Source organism: Streptomyces sclerotialus, assembly GCF_040907265.1.
GTDB classification, from domain to species: Bacteria; Actinomycetota; Actinomycetes; order Streptomycetales; family Streptomycetaceae; genus Streptomyces; species Streptomyces sclerotialus.
The window spans coordinates 5,693,389-5,706,758 of record NZ_JBFOHP010000002.1; the positions used below are offsets into that span (position 1 = coordinate 5,693,389).

5 protein-coding genes and 1 pseudogene are annotated in these 13,370 nt (G+C 72.3%); 1 reads left to right on the plus strand and 5 read right to left on the minus strand.

Annotated elements, in window-relative coordinates:
• Positions 1–31: 31 nt before the first annotated feature.
• From glgB to AAC944_RS25350, 5 genes are all read right to left on the minus strand, one after another.
• Positions 32–2,875 (minus strand): 1,4-alpha-glucan branching enzyme, encoded by a 2,844-nt coding sequence (gene glgB, locus AAC944_RS25330; protein ID WP_078888838.1) that lies wholly within the window; start codon positions 2,873–2,875, stop codon positions 32–34.
• Positions 2,876–2,936: 61 nt separating this feature from the next.
• Positions 2,937–4,544 carry a maltokinase N-terminal cap-like domain-containing protein gene (locus AAC944_RS25335; protein WP_196943210.1) on the minus strand — a complete coding sequence of 536 codons (1,608 nt, stop codon included), beginning with the start codon at positions 4,542–4,544 and terminating at the stop codon, positions 2,937–2,939.
• Between the two features lie 380 nt (positions 4,545–4,924).
• The gene (gene treS, locus AAC944_RS25340; RefSeq protein ID WP_030621347.1) at positions 4,925–6,628 is read right to left on the minus strand and encodes a maltose alpha-D-glucosyltransferase; all 1,704 of its coding nucleotides are present in this window, start codon (positions 6,626–6,628) and stop codon (positions 4,925–4,927) included.
• Positions 6,625–8,616, minus strand: coding sequence for an alpha-1,4-glucan--maltose-1-phosphate maltosyltransferase (locus tag AAC944_RS25345; protein WP_030621350.1), 1,992 nt, complete (start codon positions 8,614–8,616; stop codon positions 6,625–6,627). The genes treS and AAC944_RS25345 overlap by 4 nt, the downstream gene beginning before the upstream one ends.
• Positions 8,617–8,943: 327 nt before the next feature.
• Entirely contained in the window at positions 8,944–10,173 is a 1,230-nt protein-coding gene (locus AAC944_RS25350) for a S8 family peptidase (protein WP_030621352.1), read from the minus strand.
• 417 nt (positions 10,174–10,590) lie between these two features.
• Here AAC944_RS25350 and glgP point away from each other — a divergent pair.
• Positions 10,591–13,231, plus strand: a pseudogene (glgP, locus tag AAC944_RS25355) (alpha-glucan family phosphorylase).
• The last annotated feature ends 139 nt before the right edge of the window (positions 13,232–13,370 follow it).

Genomic DNA, 13,370 nt, shown 5'->3' on the forward strand with positions numbered 1-13,370 from the left:
ACACCGGCCCGCAAGCACGTCCGTACGGCCGTCAGCCCTCCGGGCGCAGCCAGACCGTGGCGAGCGGCGGGAGCACCGGCGCGATGGACGCGGGCCGGCCGTGGTACGGCACCGGCTCGGACTTCAGCCGCCCGGTGTTGACCACCCCGCTGCCGCCGAACCGCTCCTCGTCGGTGTTGAGCACCTCCCGCCAGGCCGGCACGTTCTCCGGCACGCCGAGGCGGTACTCGTGGCGCACCACCGGCGAGAAATTGCAGACCGCGAGCAGCGGACCGCCCTCGGCGTCGTAGCGCACGAACGAGAAGACGTTGTCCTCCCACGCGCCGCCGTCGATCCACGAGAAACCGCCCGGGTCGGTGTCCCGCTCCCACAGGGCCGGGGTGGCGGAGTACAACCGGTTCAGCTCGCGGACCAGGTCGCGGACGCCGCGGTGGTCCGGCTCGGCGGAGTACGCCGGGTCCAGCAGCCACCAGTCCGGGCCGTGCCCCTCGGACCACTCGGCGCCCTGCGCGAACTCCTGCCCCATGAAGAGCAGTTGCTTGCCCGGGTGGGACCACATGAAGCCCAGGTACGCGCGGTGGTTGGCGCGCTGCTGCCACCAGTCGCCGGGCATCTTCGAGACCAGCGCCCGCTTGCCGTGCACGACCTCGTCGTGCGAGATGGGCAGCACGTAGTTCTCGGAGTACGCGTACACCATCGAGAACGTCATCTCGTTGTGGTGGTACTTGCGGTGCACCGGCTCCTTGGACATGTAGACCAGCGAGTCGTGCATCCAGCCCATGTTCCACTTCAGCCCGAAGCCCAGGCCGCCGAAGCCGCCGGGCCCGACGTGGTGCGTGGCGCGGGTGACGCCGTCCCAGGCGGTGGACTCCTCGGCGATGGTCACCACGCCCGGGCAGCGCCGGTAGACCGTGGCGTTCATCTCCTGGAGGAAGGCGACCGCGTCGAGGTTCTCCCGGCCGCCGTGCTGGTTGGGCGTCCACTCGCCGTGCTCACGGGAGTAGTCCAGATAGAGCATCGAGGCCACGGCGTCCACCCGCAGGCCGTCGATGTGGAACTCCGAGCACCAGTAGACGGCGTTGGCGACGAGGAAGTTACGGACCTCCGTGCGGCCGTAGTCGAATTCGAGGGTGCCCCAGTCGGGGTGCGCGGCCCGCGCCGGGTCCTCGTGCTCGTACAGCGGCCGTCCGTCGAACTCCGCCAGCGCCCAGTCGTCGCGCGGGAAGTGAGCCGGCACCCAGTCCATGATCACGCCGATGCCCGCCTGATGCAGCGCGTCGACCAGGTACTTGAAGTCGTCCGGCGAGCCGAGCCGGGCCGTGGGCGCGTAGAAGCCGGTGACCTGGTAGCCCCAGGACCCGCCGAACGGGTGCTCGGCGACCGGCATCAGCTCCACGTGCGTGAAGCCCAGGTCCTTGACGTACGCGGGCAGCTGCTCGGCCAGTTCGCGGTAGGACAGGCCCGGCCGCCAGGAGGGGAGGTGCACCTCGTAGACGGAGAACGGGGAGGTGTGCACCGGCCGTTCGGCGCGGCGCGCCATCCACTCCGCGTCACCCCACTCGTGGCGCGAGACGTCGATGACCGAGGCGTTGGCGGGCGGGCACTCGGTCCGCCGGGCCATCGGGTCGATGCGCAGCGTGTGGCTGCCGTCCGGGCGCGCGATGTCGAACTTGTACAGCTCGCCCTCGCCCAGGCCGGGAATGAACAGCTCCCACACGCCGGTGGAGCCGAGGGAGCGCATCGGGTAGACCGTGCCGTCCCAGTAGTTCATGTTCCCGGCGACGCGGACGCCCTGCGCGTTCGGCGCCCACACCGTGAAGCGGGTGCCGGTCACGCCCTGGTGCTCCATGACCCGGGCGCCGAGCGCCTGCCACAGCTCCTCGTGCCGGCCCTCGCCGATCAGGTGCAGGTCCAGCTCGCCGATGGCGGGCAGGAAGCGGTACGGGTCGTGGACGGTGACCTCGTGCGCGTCCTCGCCGGTGCCGTAGGCGACCGCCAGCTGGTAGTCGGGGATCTCCGACAGCGGCAGCACCCCGCCGAACAGGCCGTCGCCCTCCTCGGGAAGTTCCACCCGCAGCCCCTTGGCCAGCACGGTCACCGAGGTGGCGTACGGGCGCAGCACGCGGAAGAGCACCCCGCCGCGCACGGGATGCGCGCCGAGCAGCGCGTGCGGGTCGTGGTGCGTACCGGACAGCAGCCGGCCGCGGTCGGTGTCGCCGAGCGGAGGGGCGGGGCGCACCCCGCCGCTGCCGCCCGCGACGGCGGGGACCTCGGCGGCCCGCGCGGCGGGAGGCTTCGCGGCCGCCCGGGCGGTGGCGGTACCGACGGTGGCGGTGCTGCGGGCGGCGACGGCCTTCGGCTCGGCGGGCTTCCGCGCCGCGGGCTTGCGGGCCGCGGGCTTCTTGGCCGGCTCCGGCCCCGCGGCGGCCCCGGCGGTCTTCTTCGCGCCGGCCGCTCCCGCCCCGGCCGTGGACTTCCCGGCGGCCGTCTTCCTGGCGGGGGACTTCCTGGCCGTCGGCTTCTTCGCGGCGGCCCGCTTCGGAGCGGGCTTCTCGGATGCCGGAGCGTCGGTCCCCGGCGCCGCGGCCGGCTTCACCTCGGTGGCCGGCGCGTCGGAGGGCTTGGCGGCACCGCGGGCCGGCTTGGCGCGCGAGGCCTTCCGCGCCGGCTTCGCGGCGGGTTCCGTGGTGGTTTCGGTGGTGGCCGCCTCCGCCTCCGGGGCGGGCCCGGAGCGCTGGGCGGGCGGGGCCTCCGGCTCACCGTCCGGTGCGCCCTCCGGCCGCGCCGGGGCCGGCAGGAAGGTGGTCGGTACGTCGGCGTCGGGCGCCGCTGCGGCAGGGTCGGACGAGGAGCGGGACGGCGGACGGGGGGTCACGGGAGGAGCCTCCTGGCGGGCAGGTCGGGCGGTCGGGGGATCGAAGGGCTGGACACGGGGGTCAGGTGCGGTCCTCGGGCGGGGCGTAACTCGTGAACGACGGGTCGCCCTCCTCCGGGTCCGCGTCGGCGTAGGGGTCGGGCCCCGCGCCCACATGGGGTTCGGTCGTCAGGTGCGCACCGGTGCCGAGGTGCGGATCGGTCCCGGCGAGGCGGCGGACGGCGGCCATCGGGATCGGCAGCCAGTCCGGCCGGTGCCGGGCCTCGTAGAGCACCTCGTACACGGCCTTGTCGGTCTCGTACGCGCGCATCAGCTCCGGAACGGAGTCCGGGTCCAGGCCGCCGGCCTCGGCGTAGCCGCGGCAGAACGCGGCCCGTGCGCGCCGCGCCCACTCCAGCGACCAGGCGTCGCCGCCGCCGGGGCCGCTGCGCGCCGCGTAGTCGAAGGACCGGAGCATAGCGGCGACGTCCCGCACCGCGGGCTGGACGTCGCGCCTTTCCGCCAGCGGCCGGGCGGGCTCGCCCTCGAAGTCGATGACCGACCAGCGGCCCTCGCCCGCGGAGCGCAGCGTCTGGCCCAGGTGCAGGTCGCCGTGGATGCGCTGGGCGGCGAACGTACGGCCGTCCTCGCCGAGCGTGGTGAGCGCCTGGAAGGCGGCGCGCAGCCGGTTGCGGTACGGGCGCAGCGCCGGGACCGCGCGGGCCGCCGCGTCCAGTCGCTCGGTCATGCCGGTGGCGATCCGCTCCAGGTGCGTGCGGCGCAGCTGGGTGGTGGGGAGCGTCTCGGCGAGCGCGGTGTGCACCTCGGCGGTGGCGTGGCCGAGCGCCCGCGCGGAGCCGGTGAAGTCGGCGCGTACCGACAGGGCGTTCAGCGCGAGCTGCCAGCCGTCGGCCGCGCCGTCCAGGAACGGGGTGAGCACACCGAGAGTGATCGGTTCTGCGGCGTGGTGCCGGGGCCCGTCGGCCGGATTCACCGGGCCCGCCGCCGATGACTCGAACCATGCGACAGGCCCCGGTACCCGCGAGCACTTGGCGCGGGCCAGGGCCAGCGGGAGTTCCAGGTCCGGGTTGAGGCCGGGGGCGGCCCGGCGGAAGACCTTCAGGATGTAGGCGTCACCGAACACCACCGAGGTGTTGGACTGTTCGCCGGTCAGCGGCCGGGCGGTGAGGCCGGAGGCGAGCGAGGCGTCCGGCTCGACGGTGAAGCGGAGCGCACCCAGCTGGCCCGGCACCCGCAGCCGTTCCAGCAGCAGCGTGCACAGCCGCGGGTCGAGCAGCGCGTCGTAGACCGTACGCCCGGCCAGCGGTCCCTCGTCCGGGCGGCCGATCAAGGCGTGGGCGAGCCGCGGCGGCAGCGTGCCGTGCACGCCGAGGAACAGCTGGTAGCAGTCGTCGTCCTCCGGCGCCCGGGCCGGGCCGCCGGGCTGCCGGGCGCGGACGAGGAGGTGCAGCAGCCCGGGAGCGGCGGCGGCCCCGTCGACGGGCAGCAGTTCGGCGGCCGACACGAGATCGAAGCCGCTGACCGGCCGTCCCTTGCCGGCGAACCACCGCTGCCGCGGCACCCATTCGCGCAGCAGCGGGACGAGCGAGGGCAGCAGCCCGGGCGCGGCGGTGACGGGCGGCCGGTGGTGCCGGCCTTGCAGAGCACGGGTCGAGGCGGTTTCCGACATGACGTCGCGTCCTTTCCCCGGGCACACGACAGCTACGGCAAAGTGTCCCGGAATACGGCCTTTACTGTGGGGCGGTGCGGGACGTGTCGGGCGAGGATCGTCCGTACGGCAGCGGATCCGCGGCAGGATTCCCCACGCCCGCAGGCTCGGCGTGTGACTCGTCCGGCCCGTGCGGCAGTAGGGAGACTGCCCGGGCGAAAGGTCGAAAAACTCCCGAACACGCCTTGCGTGCATGTACGGGCGGGTAATGCATGCCCCCGCCGCGGTGGCCGGCCGGCCACCGCGGCGGGCCCGTACGCGGCGGTGCGCGGGCGCTCCGTACGGCGCGCCCGCGCGGCACCGGCCCACAGGCCCGGCCGGTGCCCGGAACGTCCTGCCGGCTAAGCCACCGCGTCCTTGCGCAGCCGGAACCAGTAGAAGCCGTGTCCCGCGAGGGTCAGCAGGTAGGGCAGCTGGCCGATCGCGGGGAAGCGCACGCCGCCGATCAGTTCGACCGGGTGACGGCCGTCGAACGACTGCAGGTCCAGCTCGGTGGGCTGGGCGAAGCGCGAGAAGTTGTGCACGCACAGCACCAGGTCGTCCTGGTACTCGCGCAGGAACGCCAGCACCGCGGGGTTGGACGACGGCAGCTCGGTGTACGTGCCCAGCCCGAAGGCGGGATTCTGCTTGCGGATCTCGATCATGCGCCGGGTCCAGTGCAGCAGGGACGACGGCGAGGACATCGCGGCCTCGACGTTGGTCACCTGGTAGCCGTGGACCGGATCCATGATCGTGGGCAGGAAGAGCCGCCCCGGATCGCAGGAGGAGAAGCCGGCGTTGCGGTCCGGCGTCCACTGCATGGGGGTGCGCACCGCGTCCCGGTCGCCCAGCCAGATGTTGTCGCCCATGCCGATCTCGTCGCCGTAGTACAGGATCGGCGTGCCGGGCAGCGAGAGCAGCAGGGCGGTGAACAGCTCGATCTGGTTGCGGTCGTTGTCCAGCAGGGGCGCGAGCCGGCGGCGGATGCCGATGTTGGCGCGCATCCGCGGGTCTTTGGCGTACTCCGCGTACATGTAGTCGCGCTCTTCGTCCGTGACCATTTCGAGGGTCAGCTCGTCGTGGTTGCGGAGGAAGATGCCCCACTGGCAGCCGGACGGGATCTCCGGTGTCTTGGCGAGGATTTCCGAGACCGGGTACCGGGACTCGCGGCGTACCGCCATGAAGATCCGCGGCATCACCGGGAAGTGGAACGCCATGTGGCACTCGTCGCCGCCGGTCTCCGGGTCGCCGAAGTAGTCGACCACGTCCTCCGGCCACTGGTTGGCCTCGGCCAGCAGCACCGTGTCCGGGTAGTGCGCGTCGACCATGGCGCGCACCCGCTTGAGGAAGGCGTGCGACTGCGGGAGGTTCTCGCAGTTGGTGCCCTCCTCGGCGTAGAGGTAGGGCACGGCGTCCAGCCGGAAGCCGTCGATGCCCAGGTCCAGCCAGAACCGGAGCGCGGAGATCATCTCCTCCTGGACCGCCGGGTTCTCGTAGTTCAGGTCCGGCTGGTGGGAGAAGAAGCGGTGCCAGAAGTACTGCTTGCGTACCGGGTCGAAGGTCCAGTTGGACGCCTCGGTGTCGACGAAGATGATCCGGGCGTCCTGGTACTGCTTGTCGTCGTCCGCCCAGACGTAGTAGTCGCCGTACGGCCCGTCGGGGTCGCTGCGGGACTCCTGGAACCACGGATGCTGGTCACTGGTGTGGTTCATCACCATGTCGATGATCACCCGCATGCCGCGCTGGTGCGCGGCGTCCACGAACTCCACGAAGTCGGCGAGGTCACCGAACTCCGGCAGCACCGAGGTGTAGTCGCTGACGTCGTAACCGCCGTCCCGCAGGGGGGACTTGAAGAACGGCGGCAGCCAGAGGCAGTCGACGCCCAGCCACTGCAGATGATCCAGCTTGGCCGTCAGGCCCTTCAGGTCGCCGATGCCGTCCCCGTTGCTGTCCTGGAACGAGCGCACCAGGACTTCGTAGAAGACGGCCCGCTTGAACCATTCGGGATCGCGGTCCTTGGCCGGAGTGTCCTCGAACGTGTCGGGGACGGGCTCGTTGACGATCAATTGGGTGACCCTCCGATCGGTGAGGACGGTCGCAGGGACAGTACGTGCGCGGGCGCCATGGCGCGTCCCGGCTCAAGGCGCACATAGTTGTCCCTGCCCCAGTGGTAGGTCTCGCCGGTGAGCTCGTCGCGCACCGGTACGGACTCGTGCCGGTCGAGGCCGAGCTCCGGCATGTCCAACGACACCGTCGCCTCGTGGGTGTGGTGCGGGTCCAGGTTCACGACCGTGATGACCACGTCGGCGCCCTCACGCTTGGAGTAGGCGAGGACCGCGTCGTTGTCGACATGATGGAAGTGCAGATCACGCAACTGCTGGAGTGCCGGATGGCGGCGGCGCAGCCGGTTGAGTGCCGTGATGAGGGGAGCGATGCTACGGCCCTCACGGCCCGCTGTCTGCCAATCGCGGGGACGCAGCTGATACTTCTCCGAATCCAGGTACTCCTCGCTCCCGTCTCGTACCGGAGTCCCCTCGCAGAGCTCGTAACCGGCGTAGACCCCCCACGTCGGGGACAGCGTGGCCGCGAGCACCGCGCGTACCTCGAAGGCCGCCCGGCCGCCGTGCTGGAGGTACGCGTGGAGGATGTCCGGCGTGTTCACGAAGAGGTTCGGCCGCATGTAGGAGGCCGATTCGCGGGACAGCTCGGTGAGGTACTCGGTCAGCTCGTGCTTGGAGTTGCGCCAGGTGAAGTAGGTGTAGGACTGCTGGAAGCCGACCTGCGCGAGGGTGCGCATCATGGCGGGGCGGGTGAACGCCTCCGCCAGGAAGATCACGTCCGGATCGGTGCGGTTGATGTCCGAGATGACCTTCTCCCAGAACACCACCGGCTTGGTGTGCGGGTTGTCCACCCGGAAGATGCGGACGCCCTTCTCCATCCAGAAGCGCAGCAGCCGCTCCGTCTCCTTCACCAGCCCGCGGAAGTCCGCGTCGAAGGCGATCGGGTGGATGTCCTGGTATTTCTTCGGCGGGTTCTCGGCGTACGCGATGGTCCCGTCGGCGCGGTGGTGGAACCACTCCGGATGCTTGTCCAGCCAGGGGTGGTCCGGCGAGCACTGCAGGGCGAAGTCCAGCGCCACCTCCATCCGCAGGTCCCGCGCGGTGCGCACGAAGTGCGCGAAGTCCTCGAAGGTGCCCAGGTCCGGGTGGAGGGCGTCGTGCCCGCCCTCGGCCGAGCCGATCGCCCACGGCGAGCCGACGTCGTGCGGGCCCGCGGAGAGCGCGTTGTTCGGGCCCTTGCGGTGGGTCGTGCCGATCGGGTGGACCGGTGGCAGGTAGACCACGTCGAAGCCCATCGCGGCGACCTCCGGCAGCCGCTCGGCGGCGGTCCGGAAATTGCCGCTGACCAGGGTCCCGTCGGGCGCCTCGTACGCCCCCTCCGAACGCGGGAACATCTCGTACCAGGAGCCGTACAGCGCCCGGCGCCGCTCCACCAGCAGCGGCATCGGCCGGGAGGCGCTGACCAGTTCGCGCAGCGGGTGCCGGCCGAGGATCTCCAGGGCCTCGGGGGTGAGCGCGGCGGCCAGCCGGGTGGCCGCCGGCAGGCTCTCGTCGCGCAGCGTGTCGGCCACCCGGAGAATCGATTCGCGCCCCGCGTTCTTCGGCACCCCGGCCGCCGCCCGCTCGTGCAGATCGGCGCCTTCGGCCAGTACCGGACCGGTGTCCTGACCGGCCGGGATCTTGACCTGCGCCACGTGCCGCCAGGTGCTCACCGGGTCCGACCAGGCCTCCACGGTGTACGTCCAGCGGCCCTCGGCATCCGGGGTGACCGTGGCGCCCCAGCGGTCGGTCCCCGGCGCCAGCTCCCGCATCGGCGTCCACGGGCCGCTCCTGCCGTTCGGATCGCGCAGTACGACATTGGCCGCGACCGCGTCATGGCCTTCCCGGAAGACCGTGGCGGACACTTCGAAGGATTCGCCGGTCACCGCCTTGGCCGGGCGGCGCCCGCAGTCGATCTGGGGACGGACGTCCAGGACGGGAATGCGACCGATCATGGGATCACCTGAGACTTGGGACACTTTGCGGGGTGTTGTCCTTTGTATCTCCGCGGCGGGCTTACGGGTTGCGGGCATGAACGGTCCTGTCGCCTTTCACTCGGTTGGAGGTGCGCAGGGCGGGACACGCAAGGGAAGGGCGCGTTCCGACTGAGCCTTCCCACGCGCCGCGGCCGGGCAATCCGCCCGCGGATGAACTACTCGTACGTAACAGCGCAAGCCGAGCACGCCGCGCGAACCGGCCGCCGCGCGGCGTCCGGACAGCAACGGACCGGCCCCGCCGTCGGGCGGAGCCGGCCGTCGTGCCCGGCCCGTAAGGGGACCGCGTCAGGAGTCCCCGACCCGCAGCAGCCGGTTCGGCGAGCCGAGGGCGCTCTGCACCTGGCCCTGCGAAGCGTGGCCCACCAGCTCCTTCTGGACCTGCTTCGGCGTCGCCTTCGGGTGCTCCGCCAGATACAGCGCGGCAGCGCCCGCGGCGTGCGGCGCGGCCATCGAGGTACCGGAGAGGGTCCTGACGGCCGTGTTCCCCGAGTGCCACGCCGACGTGATCCCCACACCCGGCGCGAACAGGTCCACGGCCGGGCCCCAGTTGGAGAACTCCGCGCGGACGTCCTTGCTGCTGGTGGCGCCGACGGTGACGGCCTCCCGCACCCGGGCGGGTGAGAACAGGTCGGCCGGCAGCCCGTCGTTCCCGGCCGCGACGGTGAACGTCACCCCGGCGGCGACCGCGTTGCGTACCGCCTGGTCCAGCTGCGGCGAGGGCATGCTGCCCAGACTCAGGTTGGCCACGGCGGGCTTCCGGGCGTGCTGCGCCACCCAGTCGATGCCGGCGATGACATTGGCGGTGGTGCCGGAGCCCTTCGCGTCCAGCACCCGTACGGAGACGATGCCGGCCTTCTTGGCCACGCCGTGTTTCTCACCCGCAATGGTGGCGGCCACATGGGTGCCGTGGCCGTTGGTGTCACTCGCGTCCGCGTCGTCACCGACGAAGTCCCACCCGCTTCTGACCCGCCCGCCGAAGTCGCTGTGACCGGCGCGTACGCCGGTGTCCAGCACGTACACCTCCACCCCGGCACCGCTCCCGGGCGCGGTGTAGGACTTGTCCAGCGGCAGGCTCTTCTGGTCGATCCGGTCCAGGCCCCAGGACGGCGGGTTCTTCTGGGTGGTCCCGGGGGCCGCGGCGGTGTCCGTCAGCCGTACCGTGCGGTTCTGGCTCACCGCGGCCACCGCCGGGTCGGCCGCGAGACGCCGGGCCTGGGTCTCGTTCGCCCGTACCGCGTAGCCGTTGATGGCCTTGTGGTACGTCCGGCGGATCGCCACCCCGTACTTGGCCGCCAGGTTCTTCCCCGCCGCGGACCGCGCCTCGACACCCCGGGTGCCCGCCTTGAGGGTGACGATGTAACTGCTGTTCACCGCGCCGGACGCCCCCGCTCCCAGAATCCGGCCTTCGGGCGGCGCGGCGTGGGCCGGCAGCGTGGCGGCACAGAGCAGGGCCGCCGAGGCGGCGGCCGTACCCCCTGCCGTCAGCCGTCGCCGGGCTATTCGTGTCCAGGCCATGTACGGAGTTCCCCTCTTCAACTCGACAGGCGGGCAAGGGTGTTGCGGTCCTGTGGCGCCGGCTGCCGCACCGCGCTCCACGGACGCCATCCTGCAGCCTTCCGTGACCCAGGAGTCAGTACAAGAGCGGACGAGGGGGCGGAATCGGCCATATCGGGTGGGCTGTGCATGGCGAAGGTTGCGGTGATTTCTGGCCGGATTCCCGCGCCCCGGCAGCCCTCGCGCCCACCGGGGCGCCCCCGGCCGGACCCCGCGGGGCGCTCCAGGGCAGGCACCTCAGCCAAGAGGCGTACGCCCCGGTCGGCAAGGGGCGCACAGGTGCACACCTGGCGCGCGGGGCGGGCCTTTCGAGCGGTTGTCAGCGGCACGAAGCGCGCGCTGTGGTTGCCGCGGGCGGCCCGCCGCTACGGTCGGAGCGTGAAGGCCATTCGTCGATTCACCGTGCGCCCTGTCCTTCCCCCGTCCCTACGACCGCTCAGCGAACTGGCGCGGAACCTGCGCTGGTCCTGGCACACCGAGACCCGCGAGCTCTTCCACTCCCTGGACCCCGACGGCCGGCAGCGGCCCGGCTCCGACCCCGTCCAGCTCCTCGGCACCGTCACCGCCGAACGCCTCACCGAGCTGGCCGCCGACCGGCGCTTCCTGCGCCGCCTCACCGCCTGCGCCGACGACCTGCAGGACTACCTCTCCGGCCGCCGCTGGTACCAGTCCGTCGACGGCGCCCTGCCCCGGGCCGTCGCCTACTTCTCACCGGAATTCGGCATCACCGCCGCCCTCCCGCAGTACTCCGGCGGCCTCGGCATCCTCGCCGGCGACCACCTCAAGGCCGCCTCCGACCTCGGCGTCCCGCTCATCGGCGTCGGCCTGCTCTACCGCCACGGCTACTTCCGCCAGACCCTCTCCCGAGAGGGCTGGCAGCAGGAGCACTACCCGGTCCTCGACCCCAACGAGCTGCCCCTGGAACTGCTCCGCGAGGCCGACGGCGCCCCCGCCCAGGTCTCCCTCGCGCTGCCCGGCGGCCGCCGGCTGCGCTCGTACATCTGGCAGGCCCGCGTCGGCCGCGTCCCCCTGCTCCTCCTCGACTCCGACGTCGAGGAGAACGGCCCCGGCGAACGCCAGGTCACCGACCGCCTCTACGGCGGCGGCAGCGAGCACCGCCTCCTCCAGGAGATGCTGCTCGGCATCGGCGGCGTACGCGCTGTCCGTACGTACTGCCGGCTCACCGGCCACCACGCGCCCGAGGTCTTCCACACCAACGAGGGCCACGCCGGCTTCCTCGGCCTGGAACGCATCCGCGAACTGTCCGAAGACGACGCCGGCGGGCTGGATTTCGACAGCGCCCTGGAAGCCGTACGCGCCGGCACCGTCTTCACCACCCACACCCCCGTCCCCGCCGGCATCGACCGCTTCGACCGCGAACTGGTCGCCCGCCACTTCGGCCCCGACGGCGAACTCCCCGGCATCGACGCCGCCCGGGTCCTCGGCCTCGGCATGGAGAGCTACCCCGGCGGCGAGCCCAACGTCTTCAACATGGCCGTGATGGGCCTGCGCCTGGCCCAGCGCGCCAACGGCGTCTCCACGCTGCACGGCGGCGTCAGCCGGGAGATGTTCGCCGGACTCTGGCCCGGCTTCGACCCCGACGAGGTACCGATCACCTCCGTCACCAACGGCGTGCACGCACCCACCTGGGTCGCCCCCGAGGTCTTCCGCCTCGGCGCCAAGCAGATCGGCGCCACCCGCGCCGAGGACGCCCTCACCGTCGGCGGCTCCGAACGCTGGTCGGCGGTGGCCGACATCCCCGACCCCGCCATCTGGGACCTCCGCCGCACCCTGCGCGAACAGCTGGTCACCGAGGTACGCATGCGGCTGCGCGCCTCCTGGCGGCAGCGCGGCGCCGCCACCGCCGAACTGGGCTGGATCGACTCCGTCCTGGACCCCGACATCCTCACCATCGGCTTCGCCCGCCGCGTGCCCTCCTACAAGCGCCTCACCCTCATGCTCCGCGACCGCGACCGCCTCATGGAGCTGCTGCTCCACCCCGAGCGGCCGATCCAGATCGTGGTGGCCGGCAAGGCGCACCCCGCCGACGACAGCGGCAAACGCCTCGTCCAGGAACTGGTCCGGTTCGCCGACGACCCGCGCGTCCGGCACCGCATCGTCTTCCTGCCGGACTACGGCATGGCCATGGCGCAGAAGCTCTACCCGGGCTGCGACATCTGGCTGAACAACCCGCTGCGCCCCCTGGAGGCCTGCGGCACCTCCGGCATGAAGGCAGCGCTCAACGGCGCGCTGAACCTCTCCGTCCTCGACGGCTGGTGGGACGAGTGGTACGAGCCGGACTTCGGCTGGTCCATCCCCACCGCCGACGGCACCGCCACCGACGAGGAACGCCGCGACGACCTCGAAGCCGCGGCCCTCTACGAACTCCTCGAACAGCGTGTCGCGCCCCGCTTCTACGAGCGCGACGAGGCGGGCGTGGCCCACCGCTGGGTCGAGATGGTCCGCCGCACACTGGTCACCCTCGGCCCGAAGGTCCTGGCGGGCCGCATGGTCCGCGAGTACGTCGAGCGGCTCTACGCCCCCGCCGCGCACGCGCACCGCGCCCTCACCCCGGACGCCGCGCGCGACCTCGCACGGTGGAAGGCCCGGGTACGGGAGGCCTGGCCGCGGGTCGCCGTCGACCACGTCGAGACCGGCAGCGCCGCCACGCCCGCCAACGGCCAGGCCGAACTGGGCGGCACCCTGGCCCTCCGCGTCCGGGTGACCCTGGACGAGCTGGCCCCCGAGGACGTCGAGGTACAGCTGGTGTCCGGCCGGGTCGACGAGTCCGACCGGATCGCCGACCCGCTCACCGTGCCGCTCAAGCCGGCGGGCGGCCCCGACATGGAGGGCCGCTGGCTCTACGAGGGCCCCCTCGTCCTGGACCGGACGGGCCCCTTCGGCTACACCGTCCGCATCCTCCCCGCCCACCCCCCTCCTGGCCACGGGCGCCGAAATGGGCCTGCTCGCGACCCCTTCGGAGACCACGGGCGAGGCGGCGGGAGTACTCCTGCGCTGACCGGCACGGCCCCGGCCGGCAGAGCGAGGAACGAGACGGAAGAGCGGTGCCCGGAGGGATGTCGGGAGCCTCCGGGCACCGCTCGGTCTGCGGGCGACGCGCCGATCCGTACGGCTGGCGGGGTACGGATCACCCCGTG

Bases quoted from the DNA above. Each gene is read 5' to 3' on its own strand.
- AAC944_RS25335 (WP_196943210.1), bottom strand. From the start codon at position 4,544: ATGTCGGAAACCGCCTCGACCCGTGCTCTGCAAGGCCGGCACCACCGG.
- AAC944_RS25345 (WP_030621350.1), bottom strand. From the start codon at position 8,616: ATGATCGGTCGCATTCCCGTCCTGGACGTCCGTCCCCAGATCGACTGC.
- AAC944_RS25350 (WP_030621352.1), bottom strand. From the start codon at position 10,173: ATGGCCTGGACACGAATAGCCCGGCGACGGCTGACGGCAGGGGGTACG.